Raw genomic sequence first — 21386 nt, 5'->3', positions numbered from 1 at the left:
TCTCCCTAAATGAGATACTCCGAAAGCCTGCCAGGCTCCATAACCTCGACAGGCTGTAAACGGAGAATTACCAACGGTAGTGTGCGAAGGCCTTGTTGGACTCGGCCATCTTGTGAGTGTCTTCGCGGCGCTTGACAGCGGCGCCGAGACCGTTGGATGCATCCAGGATCTCGTTCATCAGACGCTCAGTCATAGTCTTTTCGCGGCGCTGCTTCGAGAAGCCAACCAACCAGCGAAGAGCCAGAGCGGTGGAACGGCCGGGGCGGACCTCGACCGGCACCTGGTAGGTTGCACCACCAACACGGCGGGAACGAACCTCAAGCGAGGGCTTGATATTGTCCATAGCCTTCTTCAGGGTGACGACCGGATCAGAACCGGTCTTCTTCTCAACACCCTCAAGAGCACCGTATACGATGCGCTCTGCCACGGACTTCTTGCCGTCCAACAGAACCTTGTTAATGAGCTGGGTAACCAGCGCAGAACCGTAAACAGGATCGTTTACGAGGGGACGCTTGGGAGCGGGACCCTTACGAGGCATTACTTCTTCTCCTTCTTAGCGCCGTAGCGGGAGCGGGCCTGGCCGCGACCCTTAACACCCTGGGTATCCAGAGCACCACGAACGATCTTGTAACGAACACCGGGGAGGTCCTTCACACGGCCACCGCGAACGAGCACAATCGAGTGCTCCTGCAGGTTGTGACCCTCACCGGGAATGTATGCGGTAACCTCGATACCACCGTTAAGCTTGACACGAGCGACTTTACGCAGTGCCGAGTTCGGCTTCTTCGGGGTGGTGGTGTACACACGGGTGCACACGCCACGCTTCATAGGGTTGCCCTTCAGTGCGGGCGCCTTGGTCTTAACGACCTTGGGAGTCCGGCCCTTACGGACCAGCTGCTGAATAGTAGGCACGTTTTCTCCGTTACTATGTGGACTTATCTGTCTTCAAGTCCTTGGGAACTTACTGGCATTTTGTGTTGCCACGAAATGCTCTCGGTTACAGAAGCCCGTAGCCCATCTAGGCACACGGGTTCTTGCTCTCAGCGAGTTTAAACTTATTTCTGATGAAAAAGTTTTTGGGCACACTTAAAAATGGCATTTAGGTGTCAGCGCACAGGCAACACCAAAGGACGGTATCCATACTGCCATTGATTCGTTGACCCAAGACCTCACGATTAACTATCACAAGGAATCACGGTGGTGAATTCCACGCCGAGGCTAGGTACTTCGGATAAAGACTATACAGGTTAAAATCCTGTTAATCTAGCTGAACTCGGAGAGAACACCATCCATCACGGTAAATACACTATGGTATTCATCACTTGATACTGAAATAGAGTAGTCCTCTCCCCTAGCTAACGTCAGGAGGCGGTCTCGGGAAGTTCCCGAAACCGCCTCCATCATCTAGGCTACTAGACCCGATTCACGATCGAGTTTACGAACCCATTATGTGAGTCTTACTCAAGACCACGACCGTACTCGTCCAAGGGAACAGCCATGTAGCCGCTGTTGGCGTAGGGGTACGGATCTTCACCCAGCTGGGTGAACGCGCTCTGATAGCCGAAGCCATCAAACGCCTGCATCTGCTCCTCACGCGCCTTCTGGCTGGGCTCAACCTCAATATCGTTGTAGCGAGCCAAACCGGTACCGGCGGGAACCAGCTTACCGATGATGACGTTCTCCTTCAGACCAAGCAGCGGATCGGTCTTAGCCTCCATAGCAGCCTGGGTGAGAACGCGAGTGGTCTCCTGGAAGGATGCGGCAGACAGCCAGGACTCGGTGGCCAGCGACGCCTTGGTAATACCCATCATCTCGGGACGACCAGCGGCAGGCTTCTTGCCCTCAACCAGTGCCTTGCGGTTAGCCTTCTGGAACACAATGTTGTCCACCAGTTCACCGGGCAACAGCTCGGTATCACCAGACTCAATGACGGTCACACGGCGGAGCATCTGACGCACAATAACCTCAACGTGCTTATCGTGGATCTCTACACCCTGAGACTTGTACACGCCCTGAACCTCGCTCACCAGGTGCTTCTGCGCCTCGCGAGGACCACGAATACGCAGAACCTCCTTCGGATCAACCGCACCAGCAGCCAGCTGATCGCCCACCTGAACGTGGTCGCCAGTCTGCAGCTTCGAAGCTGCACGGCGAAGAACCGTGTAAGACTGCGGTTCGGAACCATCATCCGGGGTAACGACGATCTTGTACGACTTTTCGGTATCCTCAATGGTCACACGGCCGGAAACCTCAGAAATCGGTGCCACGCCCTTAGGGGTACGAGCCTCGAAGAGCTCCTGAATACGGGGCAGACCCTGGGTAATATCGTCAGCCGATGCAACACCACCGGTGTGGAAGGTACGCATAGTCAGCTGAGTACCGGGCTCACCAATGGACTGAGCCGCGATAATACCCACAGCCTCGCCAATATCAACCAGAACGTTCGATGCCATAGAGCGTCCGTAGCACAGGGCGCATACGCCGATGCTGGACTCGCAAGTCAGCACAGAACGAACACGCAGTTCCTTCACGCCAGCCTTGAACAGCTTCTCGATCAGCACATCCGAAACATCCTCACCAGCGGATGCGATGACGTTACCGTCAGAGTCCTTGACATCAATTGCCAAGGTACGACCGTGGATAGAAGTCTCAACATCCGGGTGGAGGTTGCCGTCGGCATCGATCAGCGGAAGCACCAGACCACGGCGAGTACCGCAGTCGTGTTCACGCACGATCACATCCTGCGAAACGTCCACCAGACGGCGGGTCAGGTAACCCGAGTTAGCGGTACGCAGCGCGGTATCGGCAAGACCCTTACGAGCACCGTGAGTTGCGATGAAGTACTCCAACACCGACAGCCCTTCACGGTAGGAGGACTTAATCGGGCGGGGCATAATCTCGCCCTTCGGGTTAGACACCAGACCGCGGATACCCGCAATCTGACGAACCTGCATCCAGTTACCACGTGCGCCAGAGGTCACCATGCGGTAGATGGTATTCAGACCACCGTTGTCGCTCAGATTCTCGCGCATAGCCTCAGCGACCGTATCGGTAGCTTCGGTCCAAATCTTAATGAGCTCTTCACGGCGCTCGTCGTCGCCAATCATACCGACATCAAACTCATCCTCAATCGCGGAGGCCTGCTTCTCATAGCGTTCCATAATCGCGGGCTTAGTCGCCGGGGTTGCGATATCAGAAACGGCGACGGTCACGCCCGAACGCGATGCCCAGTAGAAGCCAGCGTTCTTGAGGTTATCCAGGGTACGCGCCACGATATCCATCGGGTACTTCTCAGCAAGGTCGTTAATGAGCTTGCCCAGTCCCTTCTTATCTGCAATGCCAGAGAACCACGGGTAATCCTTCGGCAAAGTCTGGTTGAACAGAATCTGACCGACGGTGCACTCCAGCAGAATCGGATCTCCAGGCGTGTAACCCTCAGGGGCTTCCCAACCCTCGGGCGCTACAAACTCGTCGCCAGAGAGACGCACCTTAATCTTGGTGTACAGCTCAATATCGTGACGATCCATCGCCATCAGAGCTTCAGCGATCGACGAGAATGCGTGGCCCTCGTTCTTCTCACCTTCGCGTGTGGTGGTCAAGTGGTACAAGCCAATGATCATATCCTGCGAAGGAACAGCTACCGGACGACCGTCCGAAGGCTTCAAGATGTTGTTCGAGGAGAGCATCAAAATGCGTGCCTCAGCCTGAGCCTCGGGCGAGAGCGGCAGGTGAACCGCCATCTGGTCGCCATCGAAGTCAGCGTTGAACGCAGAACACACGAGCGGATGCAGCTGAATAGCCTTACCCTCAACCAGCTTCGGCTCGAACGCCTGAATACCCAGACGGTGCAGGGTAGGTGCACGGTTCAGCAACACAGGATGCTCGGTAATGATCTCTTCGAGAACATCCCACACCTGCGGGCGGAAACGCTCAACCATACGCTTAGCGCTCTTAATGTTCTGCGCGTGCGAAAGCTCCACCAAGCGCTTCATGACGAAGGGCTTGAAGAGCTCCAACGCCATCTGCTTCGGCAGACCGCACTGATGCATTTCCAGCTGCGGACCAACCACGATCACGGAACGGCCGGAGTAGTCCACGCGCTTACCGAGCAGGTTCTGGCGGAAACGCCCCTGCTTACCCTTGAGCATATCGGAGAGCGACTTCAGCGGGCGGTTACCGGGACCGGTCACGGGGCGACCACGACGACCGTTATCGAAGAGCGAATCCACAGCTTCCTGCAGCATACGCTTTTCGTTATTCACAATGATCTCGGGAGCGCCAAGCTCCAGCAGACGCTTGAGGCGGTTATTACGGTTGATCACACGACGGTACAGGTCGTTCAAGTCGGAAGTCGCAAAGCGACCGCCATCGAGCTGAACCATCGGGCGCAGCTCCGGCGGAATAACCGGAACAACATCCAGCACCATACCCAGCGGGGAGTTATTGGTGGTCAGGAAGGCGTTTACAACCTTCAGACGCTTGAGCGCGCGGGTCTTCTTCTGACCCTTACCGGTCTGAATGACCTCTTTCAGGGCCTCAGCTTCGGCCTCTAGATCAAAGGTTTCCAGGCGCTTCTTGATAGCCTCAGCACCCATTGCACCCTCAAAGTACAGACCGTACTTATCGATCATGGAGCGGTAGAGCGCCTCATCACCCTCAAGGTCAGCAACCTTCAGGTTCTTGAAACGATCCCAGACCTTCTCCAGGTGCTCAATTTCACGGTCAGCGCGCTTGCGAACAGACGCCATCTGACGCTCGGCATTATCGCGCAGCTTACGCTTTTCGGCTGTCTTCTTGCCGCCCTCGGCCTCAATACGAGCCAATTCCTGCTCAACTTCGCGGGAAATAGCGGCAATATCGGCGTCACGCTGAGACTCCAGCTCACGCTTTTCACGGTCGTGTGCCGCCTGCAGGTTCGGCAGATCCTCGTGACGAGCCTCCTCGTCCACGCTCGTGATCATGTAGGCGGCGAAGTAGATGACCTTTTCCAGGTCTTTCGGCGCCAAATCAAGCAGATAGCCTAGGCGTGAAGGAACGCCCTTGAAGTACCAGATGTGGGTAACGGGTGCAGCCAGTTCAATGTGGCCCATGCGCTCACGGCGCACTTTAGAGCGGGTCACTTCAACGCCGCAGCGCTCACACACAATACCCTTGAAGCGCACGCGCTTGTATTTACCGCAGTAGCACTCCCAATCCTTGGTGGGACCAAAGATGCGCTCGTCGAAGAGGCCTTCCTTCTCCGGCTTCAGGGTACGGTAGTTGATGGTCTCGGGTTTCTTGACCTCGCCGTAAGACCAACGACGGATATCGTCGGCGGTGGCAAGACCAATTCGCATCAAACCAAGCGAAGATTCGTTGGACATATCGGTCCTAATCTCTTTCTGTAGTTTCGAAGACTTGGGGTTGATGGGCGGGGCGAAAATCGTGCGTGACTACGCCCTGCCCGCGAAGGAGGGGCTGTGATTAGAGCTCGTCCACGGAGCTGGGCTCCTCATGGGTTAGGCTCACGCCCATATCTTCTGCTGCCCGGAAGCCTTCTTCCTCCGAGTCGCTCATTTCAATGGTCTTCCCGTCGGTAGAAAGTACCTCGACGTTCAGGCACAGTGACTGCATTTCTTTAATAAGAACCTTGAAGGATTCAGGGATGCCCGGCTCGGGGATATTCTCACCCTTGACGATCGCCTCGTAAACCTTCACACGACCGGCCACATCGTCAGACTTGACGGTCAAGATTTCCTGCAGGGTGTAGGCGGCGCCGTATGCTTCCAGCGCCCACACTTCCATCTCGCCGAAGCGCTGACCACCGAATTGTGCCTTACCGCCCAACGGCTGCTGGGTAATCATCGAGTAAGGACCGGTGGAACGAGCGTGAATCTTGTCGTCCACCAGGTGGTGCAGCTTCAGGATGTACTGGTAACCCACCGAAATCGGGTCAGGGAACGGCTCACCCGAACGACCGTCAATCAGACGTGCCTTACCGGAGCGAGTAATCAGACGATCGCCGTCACGGTTCGGGTTCGCGTGATCCATCAAGTCGAAGAGCTCATCCTCATGAGCGCCGTCGAACACGGGGGTCGCCAGGCGGGTGGGTCCGGATTCCTTCGGGAAGTTCGGCATATTCTTCAGCCACGCCGGGTCGCCCTCAATCTTCCAACCCTGCTTAGCGAGCCAGCCGGTGTGAACCTCAAGCACCTGGCCGATGTTCATACGACCGGGCACGCCCAACGGGTTCAGAATGACATCAACGGGAGTACCGTCTTCCAAGAAGGGCATGTCTTCGACCGGCAAGATCTTGGAAATAACGCCCTTGTTACCGTGGCGACCTGCGAGCTTGTCGCCGTCGGTAATCTTACGCTTCTGCGCAACGTACACGCGCACAAGCTTGTTAACACCCGGGGGCAGATCGTCTTCATCGTCGCTTTCGCGGTCGAAGATGCGAACGCCGATCACGGTACCGGATTCACCGTGGGGAACCTTCAGAGAAGTGTCACGAACTTCGCGGGACTTCTCGCCGAAGATTGCGCGCAGCAGGCGCTCTTCGGGGGTCAGCTCGGTCTCGCCCTTGGGGGTTACCTTACCGACCAGGATGTCGCCAGCCTCAACCTCGGCACCAATGTGGATAATACCGCGGTCATCCAGTGCAGAGAGAACTTCCTCAGAAACGTTGGGAATATCGCGGGTAATTTCTTCGGGACCCAGCTTGGTGTCACGAGCGTCGATTTCATGCTCTTCGATGTGAATCGAGGTCAGCACATCTTCGGAAACCATGCGCTGGGAGAGGATAATAGCATCCTCATAGTTCAGACCTTCCCAGGGCATGTATGCCACGAGCAGGTTCTTACCCAGAGCGAGCTCACCGCCGTCGGTCGAAGGGCCGTCCGCGATAACGTCACGCTCTTCCACACGCTGACCGGCCTTCACCACAACACGCTGGTTGTAGCAGTTGCCCGGGTTCGAGCGGGAGAACTTCATGATCGGGTACGAGCTGGTGGTGCCGTCATCGTTGCGGACCAACACCAGATCGGCCGAGACCTCGGATACCACGCCAGCTTTCTTCGCCAGCACGGAATCGCCGGAGTCAAGCGCAGCGTACTTCTCCATACCGGTACCAACGACGGGAGCCTCGGACTCCAACAGCGGCACAGCCTGGCGCTGCATGTTAGCGCCCATTAGCGCACGGTTTGCGTCGTCGTGCTCAAGGTAGGGAATTAGAGCGGTTGCCACAGACACCATCTGACGCGGGGAAACGTCCATGTACTGCACAGCGCCGGGGGCAACCAGCACGGCCTCGCCAGAACCATCGCCTGCACGGCAGAGAACCTCGTCCTCAGCGAAGGTACGCTCGCTAGTCAGCGGGGCGTTTGCCTGCGCAATAATAACGCTCTTCTCGTCGTCGGCAGTCAGGTAACGCACCTTGTCGGTGACCTTACCATCTTCAACCACGCGGTAGGGGGTCTCGATAAAGCCGTAAGAGTTGATACGCCCGTAGGTTGCCAACGAACCGATCAGACCAATGTTCGGGCCTTCAGGGGTCTCGATGGGGCACATACGGCCGTAGTGCGAGGGGTGCACGTCGCGCACTTCCATGCCCGCGCGGTCGCGGGAAAGACCGCCGGGGCCCAGCGCCGAAAGACGACGCTTGTGGGTTAGCCCAGCCAGCGGGTTGTTCTGATCCATGAACTGCGAAAGCTGCGAAGTACCGAAGAACTCTTTAATCGCTGCAACCACGGGACGGATGTTCACCAAGGACTGCGGGGTGATGGAATCAACGTCCTGAGTCGTCATGCGCTCACGCACCACACGCTCCATGCGGGAAAGACCGGTGCGAATCTGGTTTTCAATCAACTCGCCCACGGTGCGGATGCGGCGGTTACCGAAGTGGTCAATATCGTCGATATCGATCTTAACGGAAATTTCCTTGCCGTCACGTTTACCGGGGATGCTGCTCTCCTGAGCGTGCAGGGCGCACAGGTAGTGAATCATCTGAGCGATGTCGTCCTGGCTGAGCACCGATGCCTCGGGGGAATCAAGAGGAACATCTACACCGAGCTTACGGTTCACCTTGTAACGGCCAACCTTCGCCAGATCATAGCGGCGCGGGGTGAAGTACATGTTGTCGAGCAACGCCTGTGCGGCCTCTACCGTCGGGGGCTCGCCCGGGCGGAGCTTACGGTAAATATCGAGCAGAGCCTCGTCGCGGGTTGAGACGGAGTCCTTCTCGAGGGTTGCACGAATAGAATCATAGTTCCCGAACTCGGCAAGGATCTTTGCCTCGGTCCATCCCAGAGCCTTCAACAGCACGGTCACAGACTGCTTACGCTTGCGGTCCAGGCGCACACCCACCTGATCGCGCTTGTCTATTTCAAGCTCAAACCATGCACCGCGCGAAGGAATAACGCGTGCTGAGTAGATGTCCTTATCGGAGGTGCGGTCGGGTGCCTTCTCGAAATATGCACCGGGTGAACGCACCAACTGGGAAACGACCACACGCTCGGTACCGTTGATCACGAAGGTACCGGACTCGGTCATGAGCGGGAAGTCGCCCATGAAAAGGGTCTGCTGCTTAACCTCACCGGTGGTCAGGTTCATGAATTCAGCTTTAACGTACAGGGGTGCCGCATAGGTTGCGTCACGGTCCTTGCACTCTTCCATGGTGTACTTGGGATCGGAGAATTCCGGATCCGAGAAGGACAGCTGCATGGTTTCCTGGAAATCACGAATCGGGGAAATCTCCTCGAAGATCTCAGCAAGACCGGATTTCTCAGGTACAGAGGTGTCACCTGTTGCCTGAGCATTTTCCAGACGCTTTGCCCAGCGCTCGTTACCCACGAGGCGGTCGAAGCTGTCGGTCTGGATAGCCAGCAGGTTGGGAACCTTCAACGGTTCACTAATTTTTGCGAATGAGATACGACGGTCGGAATTATTTTCCGCACCGTTAGCGGCGTCATGGTTAGAGGTGCTCGAAGCGACCAAAATGGGGATCCTTCCACAGACATGTCTGTTAGCAATCTGCCTCCCGGCGACAGAGCCGTAAGACATCATGATGAAGACCCCGAAAACGGTGTGCAAAGCTAGTAGATGTCGAACGGTTTAACGTCACCTTCAGCCCGTGCCCACCGCTATATGAAGGCACAAAGGTCAGGGAAAGCGTAAATATTAACAATACACTATGCTCGCGCGTTTGTCTACCACACCCGTACAGCAGATGCAAGCGCCGGATTCAAGTGAGCTTTTATAGCCCTTCCAGAAGCTTCCGCAGTATATCTCCTAGGCTTTTGAAATCGCGCATGAACACCCTCTTACGCTCCCCTGCTAAACCTATTCTTCGCGCAAGAAAATACTGCCGTCAGGGTTGGTGTAAGACTCAACCACCATACCCACTTTCACCAGTTTCGTGCCATCCTGGAGCACCATCATCATACCGTGCTCAACATCCCACTCAGTCTCGGCTTCCACCACAATCAGCACGTTGTTATTGTCCCAGGCAACCGTGCACCGATCCCAGATAGGATCCACAAGAGTCCACACCTGAGATTCGGGAATATCCGGCAAGTATTGTTCCCAGCCATACTCATCCGCCATATCAAAATACATACGGTAGAACTGGTACACATAAGGGGTTGCCTGGGCAAAAATATCGGTATTGGGTGAGCGGAGGTTGTCAATCGCGGCACGAATACGCTGCCACCCGGCAGAGTCAAGAGTCTTCGTATCGAAACTAAACGTTACCGATGCCTTCTTGAGCGCAGGCACGTCCACCGGGTCACTCACATAGAACTCTTCGTCAGCATCGTAATTGAAATTTATGATATTGGGGTCGTGGGTGTTATTAGGTTTCATCGCCATCGCTTTCCTCCTATGTAAACTCTCATTATTTCATCACCGCGCCCCATCAGGTCTTTTTAACGAGTATGTTCTCGAATTGTTGCCTCCAATTCTTCAAGAAACCGCGCGGTAGGCGGAGCGGGCTCTTCTTCCGACATAACACTTATCGGTGGGTGCGGGGGAAGACCTGGAATATGATGCACCCGCACTGCTGCTCCCTGTTTCTCAACGATAGACTGCGCGATTATGGCACATCCCAGGTTTGCCGCAACCATCTCGCGGATACTGGCCGGACTGTGTGTCTCAAAATCCACTCGCGGTTCGACTCCGATTACGCCGAATGCCTCGTTCAGCAGGTGGCGCAGACCGCTATCTGAGGGTAAGCAGACAAATGGCTCATGCGCCACATCAGCCAGCGTACTTACATGACCCCTGCCAGCAAGCGGCGTGATAAGTACCAACCGTTCACTCGTAATTTCGGTTCGCTGCCATCCCTGACGTTTATCGGCAGCACCTGCCGGCCCGATCACCACATCAACCTGACCCGCTTCTAACTTACCCAGCAGTTCTGCAATAAGCCCGGTAGACAATGAAATTGTCACCTGTGGGTAACGTGCACGAAATCGACTCAGCAGACCAGCAACATCAAAATTACCGGTGAGTGGCGTGACTGCTACACGCACATGACCCGCTGAAACCGAGTGGAAAGACTGCATCAGCCGCTTGCCTTCGTCAAGATTCGCCAACGCCAGCCGAGCATAGGGTAAAAATTGTTCCCCGGCAGCGCTGAGGGTCACAGTTCGGGAGCGGTTCAACAACGTGACCCCTAGCTCCTTCTCCAGCCTTTTGACGTGTGCGGAAATAGCAGGCTGTGCCAGATGCAGGTCAGCAGCAGCTTTGGTGAACCCGCCGCACCGCACGACTGCCTCAAAGGATTCCAGGTAGCGTAGTTCCATCTATCCATAATAAAACGTTATGGATTCTATAAAAACATTGTCTTAGACATATAAGAGTGTGGGTGGAAAAATTTTTCATATGACATTACATCAACATACAGATAGTCCAGCCACCCGGAACCTCGGAGCTCTGACGACCTCAGCCTTAGGCTTTGGCTGCATGGGTCTGTCTCAGGGGTACGGGCCTGCTGATGATACCGAGTCAATCGCGGCCATTCATGCTGCTCTTGATGCTGGGGTTACGCTGCTTGATACCGCAATAAGCTATGGTCAGGGGCATAACGAGGCTTTGGTAGGTCGCGCCGTAGCATCCAGTGGTGTGCCCCGCAACAATCTGCAGATCGCAACTAAATTCGGAATTGTACGAGGCGATCACGGTGTCCATCTGGATGCCCACCCGGACCACATTGCAGGTTACTGTGACGAGTCGCTGCGTCGCCTCGGAGCTGAAACGATTGACCTGTACTATCTGCACCGTGTAGACCCGCAGGTGCCGATCGAAGAGTCAATTGGTGCGATGAGCGAGCTGGTGTCCCAGGGGAAAGTACGCCATCTTGGAGTGTCTGAGGTGACAGCTGACCAGTTGCGCCGTGCCCACGCTATCCATCCGATTGCCGCCGTGCAATTTGAATGGTCGCTCATGTGGCGTGAACCTGAGGTAAATATTGTTCCAGCGGCACGCCAGCTGGGTGTGGGCCTAGTCCCCTATAGCCCTCTGGGCCGCGGGTTGCTTGGCGGAAGTCTCAATACCACCAGTGTTGCAGAAAGCCCCTTCCGGGCGAATGACCCGCGGTTTAACGGTTCCAGCCTCACTGCTAATATGCGTCAAGTTGATGCCCTCGCCTCGTTTGCGCAGTCCCGCTCCATGACCGTGGCCCAGCTGGCTCTGGCATGGCTTCTTGCGCAGGGCGACGATGTTGTTCCTATCCCCGGAACACGCAATGCGCAGAGGGCACAGGAAAATGCTGCGGCTATGCGCTACCACCTAGAGGCAGAAGATTTAGCCGCCCTGGAGAGCATGGTACCAACAAACGGTTGGGTGGGAGATCGCCAGTCTTTCGCCGTACCGGTAACCACTCGACCGGTGTTCTAGCCGACTGCACAATAAAAGATCAAGAAAACGCTCGCCCTGAATGCCCCTGCGGATTCCGGGCGAGCGCTCCCCTACCGTTTTGGAGCTAACATTCCACCACGTTAACCGCCAGGCCACCCATTGAGGTTTCCTTGTAACGGTGTGACATATCCATGCCGGTTTGGCGCATCGTTTCGATCACTTGGTCTAGGGAAACACGATGCGCACCGTCACCGCGCAGTGCCATGCGTGCCGCCGTGACCGCGTTCGACGCGGCCATCGCGTTGCGTTCAATGCACGGAATCTGCACCAGCCCGCCCACAGGGTCACAGGTCAGCCCCAGGTTATGCTCCATCGCAATCTCTGCGGCGTTTTCAATCTGCTCGTTCGTACCGCCCAAAACCTGAGCAAGACCGGCGGCGGCCATCGAGCTGGCGCTGCCGACCTCTCCCTGGCATCCCACCTCGGCACCGGAAATCGAGGCACGCTTCTTATACAGCACCCCGATTGCGGCGGCGGCCAAGAAAAAGTCGATCACCGCATCCTCACGCTTGCCCCGACCGCAATGCCGTATTCCGGGCGTATAGTTCATCGCATAGTGCAAAACCGCCGGAATAATGCCGGATGCACCATTCGTCGGCGCCGTCACTACGCGGCCGCCAAACGCATTCTCTTCGTTCACGGCGAGCGCGATTAGGTTCACCCAGTCGATGGCGTATTCGGGGGATTTATTAGGGTCTTCGGTCATCAGGTCGCGGTGCCATGCCCCGGCGCGGCAACGTACCTTGAGGGGTCCAGGCAGGTAACCGACACGCGATAGTGAAGACCCGATGCATTCCTTCATAACCTTGTAGATGTGCAGAATTCCTTGGCGTACCTCGGCCTCGTTGCGAAGCGAACATTCGTTCGTCATTTTGAGTTGGGCAATACTCATCCCGGCCTCGTTCGCCATATCTAGGAGCTCGGTGCCGGAACCGAACGGGTAGGGTGGGTGTTCCAGGGATGCTCCCCCGGTTGCGGGCTCGTCACCTTCGACAATAAATCCACCACCGATGGAAAAATAGGTGCGCTCCAAAAGCATCTTCTCGCCCTCGAATGCGGCGATCTTAATACCGTTTGTGTGGCGCGGAAGCACTGTTAGGGGACGCAGGGTTATATCGAGTTCTCGGTAGTTCAGAACCGGTCCGTAAACTTTGCCCTCCTCGCCGCTGGGTGCTGTCGCACCGTACATACTGGAAGGATACCCGGCGAGCGGTAGAGTACCGTCCACGCTATTGCGCTCAATCATGGAGTCAGCCTCGGTGAGGCAGATAGTTTCGGGCACATGCCCGCACAGCCCTTTGAGCGCCGCGCTCATGGTGCCGTGCCCTGCCCCGGTTGCGGCGAGTGATCCATACAGGTCAATATGCACTTTCGTGATGCGTGAGAGCAGGTTGGTGTCAATAAGTTCGGCGATAAAACGGTTGGAGGCGCGCATCGGCCCTACAGTGTGGGAGCTGGAAGGACCTATGCCGATGCTAAAGAGCTCGAACACGCTAATATCATATTCGAGCGCTTCAGCCTGTTTTTGCACACTACTTGGAACGCCAGTATCTAGTGCCACATTATTCCTTCATCTATGTGAGTATGCGCTTACCCGCCAGGTTTTATATGCGGCGGTTCGTCCGTTTATATTCTCACGGTGTAACCGCCCGAAGACGGTATGCAGCCTTCATTGTCTGCTGATTTTCCCTGAGGTTTATGCTCACCGAGCATCTTGCACCCTGCTGAGTTCATCCTAGCTTACTTCACGTCATGGATAAACTAAGGCGACATTATGTTTGCGTGCGCACCCGGGCTTGCCTGTGCGATAAACTTCGAGTCGATATACCGACACAGGCATGCTGAAGGGCGGGTAAATATACCTCAGCACATTCACCCGCCCTATGCCTCTTGCTCGGGTTACCTGAGATGAAGCAGTATTTACTTCTCGCGCTTGTAGAACGGAAGCGAGACCACGTCGAAAGTTGCACGCTTACCGCGAATATCCACGTCCACCTCGGAACCGACCTCAGAGAATTCGCGCTTCACCAATGCCATTGCTATCGGGTAACCCAGGGTCGGGGAAGGAATACCGGAGGTTACCTCACCGATTTGATTACCCTCGGCATCGACAAGGAACGAACCCGCACGCGCCGGGCGCTTTGCCTGGGCTTTCAGCCCAACCAGGATACGCTCCGACGGAGACTTCGCCAGCTCAGTCAGGGCGGTACGACCCACGAAATCGACGGTCTTCTTCTCCAAAGCGATCTCAACTAGGCGGCCTAAGCCGGACTCGAAGGGGGTAATATCCAGGCCCAGTTCGTGACCGTACAGCGGCATGCCAGCTTCCAGACGCAGCGAATCGCGTGCTGCCAAGCCTGCCGGGGTCAAGCCGAAGGACTCACCAGCGGCAGCGAGCGCATCCCACAGTTTGACGGCGTTGGCGTTCGGTACGAAGAGCTCAAAACCGTCCTCGCCGGTGTAGCCGGTACGTGCCAGAAGTACATCTACCCCGGCAATGGTGACCGGAACGGAGGCGTAGTATTTGAGCTCACGTACCGCATCCTCATCTGAGGCACCAGCCGCAAGCAGAATTTCTTCGGCACGCGGTCCCTGCACAGCAATTAGGGAGGTGTCGTCAGATTCGTTGACGAACTTCACGTCAAAATTGCCCAGACGCTCGCTCATGGCCGCAAAATCGTTATCAATGTTGGCGGCATTGGGCACAACCAAGAATTCTTCGTCGTCCAGGCGGTAGGTGATAAGGTCATCGATCACGCCACCCTTATCGTTGGCGAGAATCGAGTACTTGGCGCGACCGGGCTTGAGTACGGACATGTTGGAGACCAGAGCGTAGTCGAGGAATGCAGCGGCATCGGGCCCGGTGATGCGGAACTCGCCCATGTGGGAGAGGTCGAAAATACCGGCGCGGGTGCGCACAGCCTGATGCTCGGCAACATCGTTGGCGTACTTGAGCGGCATATCCCAGCCGCCGAAGTCGGTGAATGCGGCTCCTAGCTTTTCGTGGACGGGGTAGAGTGCGGTCTTCTTGGGTGACATGTTTCTCCTTAGTACATAGTCAGATACACTGCTTTGTGCCAGAACGGTTTATATCAGAACGATTATTCTTGTTTTTAAGAACATTCATTCTATTTTATGTGTGTATGGTAAGTCTTCCAGGCGCCCCGCTCCCCCGCTTCCTGAAAAACAAGCGAAGAATGCAGGACGCACAGAAGTTCATCGAATCATCGAAGCTACTCGGCGTGAGCTTCAAGATCGAATGCCTCCATCGGAGGGCATTCGCAGACAAAGTGACGGTCTCCGCCCGCACCGTCAATACGGCCCACAGGCGTAAAGTACTTGTTGGCGCGAAGCGAAGGAACCGGGAAGGCAGCCTGGGTACGGCTATACGGGCGGTCCCACTCGTCTGCAGAAACAACATCCACCGTATGCGGAGCGTTGCGCAGCACGGAATCTTCCACTGCGACCTTGCCTTCGGCAACCTCAAGAATTTCGCCATAGATAGTTTCCATCGCCTCAATAAAGCGATCGAGTTCTTCCTTCGACTCCGATTCGGTCGGCTCCATCATCAGAGTGCCCGGAACTGGGAACGCCAGAGTAGGCGCGTGGAAACCGAAGTCCATCAGACGCTTACACACGTCTTCGGCGGTCACATGGGAACGGTCGGTGAGCTCACGAATATCTAGGATGCACTCGTGACCCACCAGGTTTGCGTTGCCGGTGTAGAGCACAGGGAACTTATCGTTGAGCTTTTTCGCCACGTAGTTTGCGTTCAGCACTGCGTACTCCGAGGACTTCTTCAAGCCCTCGGCACCGCTCATAGCAATGTACATCCAGCTAATGGGAAGCACACCGGCAGAGCCAAAGAACGCCTGCGCAATCGGAAGTGCCGCGCCGCTAGGCAGCTTGCCTTCGGCATCCGCAGTCGCGGCATCACCGGGAAGGTACTTCGCCAGATGCTCACGAGCAGCGAGAGGTCCAACACCGGGACCGCCACCGCCGTGTGGAATGGAGAAGGTCTTGTGCAGGTTCAGGTGGGAAATATCGCCGCCGAACTTACCCGGCTGTGCGAAGCCCATCTGCGCGTTCAGGTTTGCACCATCCAGGTAAACCTGACCGCCCGCGGCATGCACAAGCTCGCAAACCTCAGATACCTGAGGCTCAAACACGCCGTGCGTCGAGGGATAAGTAATCATGATGCCAGCGATCTTATTGCCGTACTTCTCGATCTTCGCCTTCAGATCATCAACATCGATCGAGCCATCGGATGCGGTCGCCACACCCGCAACCTTAAGCCCGGCAAGCGCTGCGGATGCGGCATTCGTGCCGTGCGCCGAAAGCGGAATAAGCACGGTATCACGCTCATGATCACCGTTAGCCTCGTGGTAGGAACGAATAGCACGCAGACCACCGTACTCACCGGTTGCACCGGAGTTCGGCTGCAAAGACACGACATCGTATCCGGTGATAGCGACCAGCCAGTCGGACAGTTCCTTAATGAGCTTATGCCAGCCCTGAGCCTGATCGTCGGGTGCGAGCGGGTGAATATTCGCAAATTCGGGCCAGGAAATCGGTTCCATTTCCGCAGCCGCGTTGAGTTTCATAGTGCACGAACCCAGAGGAATCATCGTGCGGTCCAGAGCCAAATCCTTGTCAGAGAGGTGGCGCAGGTAACGCATCATCTCGGTCTCGGAACGGTACCTATGGAAGACGGGATGCTGCATATACTCATCGGTACGGAGCAGATTTGCTGGAATACTGAACTTGGCATCTGCCTCGGAGGGAAGTTCTGCGCCAAATGCCTTTACCAGACGCTCCAGAACGCGGTCATCATGAGATTCACCGACCGAAATACCCACGCGGTTCTCGTTGATACGGCGAATGTTAATACCAGCCTCAAGCGCCTTGGCAACGAGCTCATCTGCGCGAGCCGGTGCATCAATCACCACGGTGTCAAAGAAATGCTCATAGGCAATACCGTATCCGGCGCTTTCCAGTGCTGTTGCTACACGAGCCGCGTTAGTATGCAGACGTTCGGCAATAGCGCGCAGCCCCTCGGGACCGTGATACACAGCGTAAGCACCGGCCACAATCGCCAGCAAAGCCTGAGCGGTACAGATATTACTGGTAGCTTTCTCGCGACGAATGTGCTGTTCGCGGGTTTGCAGAGACAAACGGTACGAAGGCTTACCGGCGGAATCCTGCGACACACCGACCAGACGGCCCGGCATAGTGCGTTCCATGCCCTTATGCACGGCCATGTAGGCGGCATGCGGACCACCAAAGAAGAAGGGCAAACCGAAACGCTGGGTATTGCCCACGGCAATATCAGCACCGAGTTCCCCCGGAGACTTCAGCAGGGTGAGCGCCAGAAGATCGGCATCCACGGTCACTAGGGCGTTACGTTCCTTAGCCGCCTTCACCAGCGGTTCAATGTCACGAATTTCCCCATCGGATGCGGGGTACGCGAGCACCACACCGTACAGATCGCCCTCGGGCAGTCCCTCAGAGAAATCAGTAACTACAAACGGAATGTCAAGAAGTTCGGCACGACCGCGTACCACAGCAAGAACCTGCGGCAAGCATCGAGAATCAATCGCGAAGAAACCGTTCTTAACCTTACGGTTGGCGCGGTGCATCATCACAACCGCCTCCGCAACCGCGCTTGCCTCATCGAGTAGGGAAGCATTCGCAATATCCAGGCCGGTGAGTTCCATAACCACGTTCTGGAAGTTCAGCAGAGCTTCCAGACGACCCTGTGAAATTTCAGCCTGGTAGGGGGTGTACGAAGTGTAAAATCCGGGGTTTTCAAGAATGTTGCGGCGCAGAACGGCGGGGGTTACGGCATCGTAATAGCCTTCGCCAATCATCTGTGTATAAACTTTGTTCTCGGCGGCATACTCGGCGATCTTGGCGAGTGCATCCTGCTCTGTCAACGGATCGGGAAGATCAAGCTCACCGTGAAGGCGAATCTGAGGCGGGACAGCGTCGTCCATCAGAGCTCCCAGGGAATCGTATCCCAGGGCTTTGAGCATCTGCTCAGCGTCTGCGGAACGGGGGCCGAGATGACGGTCAATGAAAGACATAATATCTATCTCCTAATCGGCGCAAACCGTTAGCGGTTCACAACAGTGCTGTTGTGTATATACAGTACTAATTTTCCCATATTGTGGGCTCAAACTTCTAGCTACATATGCCCTGTGACACGCATGTTATAAGGGTTTATCAGCATACATGCGATCACCTGTTACGGCACGGCGAATGATTTCTTACCGCCACATACCAGGAGCGTCATCCCCCACTCTGGCGGCAGCCGTCACAGACAAGAGCATCTCCTATTTAAAGTAGTTGTTTGCGGCGGCGTCATAGACTGCACCCATCACCAGCGGCGGGAAGAACCCGCCTGACCACCGGCGGCCAAAACCGGCATCGCAATCAATAAATTAGAGGTATCTACGTTCAGAGCCATCTGCTCCGAAACTTGTGATCGCCACCCCATAATTTGGTTTTAGGGTACGAAACTCACGTAAAAAGCTCTGGCCGCTCCTCCAGAGTAGGGAACGGCCAGAGCCATGGAAACAAGCAATTGAGTGAAAAACTCAGCTACTACTTCGCTGCGGCATCAGCCTTATGATGTTCCGGCTTACCGCCATGCTTGACCAAGAATGCCGAGGCAAAGGCCACAGCTGCAGTTATAGCCAACAGAGTTAGACCGATGAAGTAGTTACGATGTGCGGCATCGTAGGTTGCACCCATCACCAGCGGCGGGAAGAAGCCGCCAAGGGCGCCAGCAGCAGCGATCACGCCGGAGACCGCACCCACGTTCTTCGGGTCAGCCGCGCGGCCAACCCAACCGAAGACCGAGCCGGAACCCAAGCCCAGCAGAGCTGCCATCGCCAAGAAGATAGGACCGTAGACATGCTCAGCATCCGGCTGGAATGCGGTAATCAGAGCCAAAACCGACACACCGCCCAGCGCGATGAAGGTAATGATCTTCGGACCAAACTTATCAGCCAAGATGCCGCCGAAGGGACGAGCGATCACGGCAGCCGCCGCGAAGCCTGCGGCACGAGCACCAGCATCTTCAGGGTTGAAACTGTAGATATTGTTCAGGTAGGTGGGCAGATAGTTCGAGAACGCCACAAAGCCACCGAATACTACCGAGTACAGGAAGCACAGCTGCCAGGTTGACTTTACCTTGAACGCCCGAATGATCTTCGGCATCAGCGGGGTAACCTCGCGGTTAGCGGTAGCCGGTGAATCACGCAGGAACAAGAATGAGATAATGGCGGTTACCGCGCACAGAGCCGCGATGATGTAGTGGGTATTCATGTAACCCACGAGGTTCATCAGGCGCGGGGTAAAGAACGCCGACAGAGCGGTACCGACCATACCAGCACCGAAAACACCGGTTGCAAAGCCCTTACGAGCGGGCGGGTACCAAGCGGAGCTGAACGGAATACCCACCGCGAACACGGTACCGGCGATACCCAGCAGGAACGAGAAGACCAACATCAAAGGGAACGACTTCATCGAGCCGGCAACACCGACCAGGAGCACCAGCGGAGTGCTGACGGCAAGCACCAGACTCATCATGATGCGCCCACCGTACTTATCGGTTAGACCACCAATCGGAATACGCCCAATCGCGCCAATAAAGATAGGCATAGCAACCAGCAAACTCGTGGTTCCCGGGTTCAAATGCATCTGATCCGGCTTGGCGTAATACTTCGCAAGCGGACCGACAATCGTCCACGCCCAGAACCCAACGGTCGAGGCGAAGGTAACCAGCAGCAGGTTAAAAAGCTGCCCCTTTTTTAGGTCGTAACTCTCAGCAGTGGGAGCACTCATGATTCCTCTTTGTGTTATGTGTTGTGTGTATATTGTTAGCGATTGACGCGCTCACGTGGGAGCGCCTCTTGCGGGTTGTCCCAGCCACGACGTGCGCCCACGCGCTCATTGCCGCGAGAACGGTAGATGGTGTAGGGACGGAACAGGTAGTGCAGCGGCACAGTCAGTGCATGCACCAAACGAGTGAAAGGCCAGATAATGAACAGCACCATAGCCACAATGATGTGAATCTTGAAGGCAACAGGCACATTCACCATCAACGCTACCTCCGGGTGGAAGTAGAAGATAGAACGGAACCACACCGCAATGGAGGTGCGGTAGTTGAACTCCACCTCATGCCCATTAACCGGGGGCAGACCGCCCGAGGGGTCAAAAGCGGAAATTAAAGTTGCGGCGGTACCCGCCAGAATGACGGCGACCAGCACAAAGTACATAAACTTATCGTTCATCGTCGTTGCAGAGAAAACCTGTGCGTTACGACGACGACGCCACAGAAGCAGGAACAAACCAAGAATAGTTGCTGCAGCGGCTGCGGAACCGCCCACCAAAGCGACAATGTGATAAGTATGGTCGTCCACCACGAGGTCTGTGAGCATCTTAGGCACCACTAGACCGCCCACGTGTCCCATAAACACGGCGGCTAGACCGTAGTGGAACAGAGGCGATCCCAGACGCAGCATTTTGGATTCATAAATCTGTGATGACCGAGTGGTCCAACTAAACTGATCGGTACGGTAACGCCAAATAGTGCCGCCGATCAGAACAAGAATAGTGACATAGGGAAGCACGCCCCACAGGAGGGTGTCTACAATCCCCGGCTCGCCGACAGGCACCGCATGTGCTGCGTGCTCGGATGCGAGTGCGTACACGATGTACTCCTAATTTGAGGGGTCTAAATATTATTAGGGTTAACTTGGGTCAGCCGCGGATCGGCATACCCGCTCAGACCAACGGTCTCAACGGGCGGGCCATAACCCGCCATCTGCTGCACCTGTTCCTGAGTCTCGGGAGAGACACCGGGGAGGGTATTGCAGATACTCTGTAATAACCCGTAGTGTGGGAGGTTTCCATCCCGAAGCGCTAAACGAAGCAGCTCCAATGAGGGACGGTATGCTTGAAGCGCTGCGCGACCCTGGCGACGATCCACCAGCGCCGCAAACTCCAAGACGAGAGGTAAATAGTCGGGAAGTTCTCCGTTAAGGCGGGTGAGCATCCCCGAATCGCGATACATTTTCTTAAATCGAAGAAGGGTTTCGCCGCGACGGCGAGTATCGCCATCCGTCCAGTAAGAAAGGTGCAGAGCGTGCCTGCGGGAGAGGTCGTATTCCTGCACGTAGTCACTCTGAACTTCTTCAAGCTCGCGAGCCGTAAGCCAATCCGCAACGGTTTGCACGGCCTGCACGAAATCGGGATTCTCAGTTGCCTGCGCCAACCGCGTAAACTCCGGCAGAAGATCAAGAGTTTCTTCCGTCGGATAGCTCAACAGCATGCCGCTGACCTGGTAAATCACCGAGTCTCGGTCTTCACCTGCACCATAGTCACGATCAAACGGATCAATGTCGTCGTGCGCGGCTTGCGCCGATTCCGGGGTATTCCCGGAATCGGCTTTGCCCATAAGCTTGGAAAAGAATCCAGCCACT

13 protein-coding genes are annotated in these 21386 nt (G+C 55.9%); 1 reads left to right on the top strand and 12 read right to left on the bottom strand.

The features are described from left to right. Window positions 1-67: 67 nt before the first annotated feature. The 6 genes from rpsG to HMPREF2625_RS05055 form a co-directional block, all read right to left on the bottom strand. Window positions 68-538, bottom strand: coding sequence for a 30S ribosomal protein S7 (rpsG, locus tag HMPREF2625_RS05080; RefSeq protein ID WP_004005291.1), 471 nt, complete (start codon window positions 536-538; stop codon window positions 68-70). Continuing rightward, window positions 538-912: a 30S ribosomal protein S12 gene (gene rpsL / locus HMPREF2625_RS05075; protein ID WP_004005292.1), complete on the bottom strand. Its 375-nt coding sequence runs from the start codon at window positions 910-912 to the stop codon at window positions 538-540. The genes rpsG and rpsL overlap by 1 nt, the downstream gene beginning before the upstream one ends. 545 nt (window positions 913-1457) lie before the next feature. Continuing rightward, the gene (locus HMPREF2625_RS05070; protein ID WP_013397620.1) at window positions 1458-5363 is read right to left on the bottom strand and encodes a DNA-directed RNA polymerase subunit beta'; all 3906 of its coding nucleotides are present in this window, start codon (window positions 5361-5363) and stop codon (window positions 1458-1460) included. A gap of 100 nt (window positions 5364-5463) precedes the next feature. Next, the gene (gene rpoB / locus HMPREF2625_RS05065) at window positions 5464-8973 is read right to left on the bottom strand and encodes a DNA-directed RNA polymerase subunit beta (RefSeq protein ID WP_070522449.1); all 3510 of its coding nucleotides are present in this window, start codon (window positions 8971-8973) and stop codon (window positions 5464-5466) included. A gap of 345 nt (window positions 8974-9318) precedes the next feature. After that, window positions 9319-9846, bottom strand: a complete 528-nt coding sequence (locus HMPREF2625_RS05060; protein ID WP_070522446.1) for a DUF6985 domain-containing protein — start codon at window positions 9844-9846, stop codon at window positions 9319-9321. A gap of 56 nt (window positions 9847-9902) precedes the next feature. Continuing rightward, complete coding sequence (locus HMPREF2625_RS05055; RefSeq protein WP_013397623.1) at window positions 9903-10781, bottom strand: LysR family transcriptional regulator; 879 nt, start codon at window positions 10779-10781, stop codon at window positions 9903-9905. A gap of 79 nt (window positions 10782-10860) precedes the next feature. Between HMPREF2625_RS05055 and HMPREF2625_RS05050 the strand changes: the two genes are divergently transcribed. Continuing rightward, entirely contained in the window at window positions 10861-11874 is a 1014-nt protein-coding gene (locus HMPREF2625_RS05050) for an aldo/keto reductase (RefSeq protein WP_070522443.1), read from the top strand. Between the two features lie 85 nt (window positions 11875-11959). Here the strand turns inward: HMPREF2625_RS05050 and HMPREF2625_RS05045 are convergent, their stop codons facing one another. The 6 genes from HMPREF2625_RS05045 to narJ all read right to left on the bottom strand — a co-directional run bounded on the left by HMPREF2625_RS05045 (window position 11960) and on the right by narJ (window position 21385). After that, on the bottom strand, window positions 11960-13456 hold the full coding sequence (locus HMPREF2625_RS05045; protein WP_070522439.1) for an L-serine ammonia-lyase: 1497 nt from the start codon (window positions 13454-13456) through the stop codon (window positions 11960-11962). A 359-nt stretch (window positions 13457-13815) separates the two neighbouring features. Continuing rightward, the gene (gene gcvT, locus HMPREF2625_RS05040) at window positions 13816-14934 is read right to left on the bottom strand and encodes a glycine cleavage system aminomethyltransferase GcvT (protein ID WP_070522436.1); all 1119 of its coding nucleotides are present in this window, start codon (window positions 14932-14934) and stop codon (window positions 13816-13818) included. Window positions 14935-15128: 194 nt separating this feature from the next. Beyond that, window positions 15129-17981 (bottom strand): aminomethyl-transferring glycine dehydrogenase, encoded by a 2853-nt coding sequence (gene gcvP / locus HMPREF2625_RS05035; protein ID WP_070522433.1) that lies wholly within the window; start codon window positions 17979-17981, stop codon window positions 15129-15131. Between the two features lie 520 nt (window positions 17982-18501). Continuing rightward, window positions 18502-19746 carry an MFS transporter gene (locus HMPREF2625_RS05030; RefSeq protein ID WP_070522429.1) on the bottom strand — a complete coding sequence of 415 codons (1245 nt, stop codon included), beginning with the start codon at window positions 19744-19746 and terminating at the stop codon, window positions 18502-18504. Window positions 19747-19781: 35 nt separating this feature from the next. Then, a complete protein-coding gene (gene narI, locus HMPREF2625_RS05025; RefSeq protein WP_013397629.1) occupies window positions 19782-20615 on the bottom strand; it encodes a respiratory nitrate reductase subunit gamma in 834 nt (277 codons plus the stop codon). Window positions 20616-20638: 23 nt separating this feature from the next. After that, entirely contained in the window at window positions 20639-21385 is a 747-nt protein-coding gene (gene narJ / locus HMPREF2625_RS05020; protein ID WP_070522426.1) for a nitrate reductase molybdenum cofactor assembly chaperone, read from the bottom strand. Window position 21386: the final 1 nt, after the last annotated feature.

The sequence above is a fragment of the Rothia sp. HMSC064D08 genome (assembly GCF_001809525.1).
GTDB classification, from domain to species: domain Bacteria; phylum Actinomycetota; class Actinomycetes; order Actinomycetales; family Micrococcaceae; genus Rothia; species Rothia dentocariosa.
The sequence above is the reverse complement of the archived record's forward strand: the minus strand, read 5'-3'. Positions and strand labels throughout refer to the sequence as shown.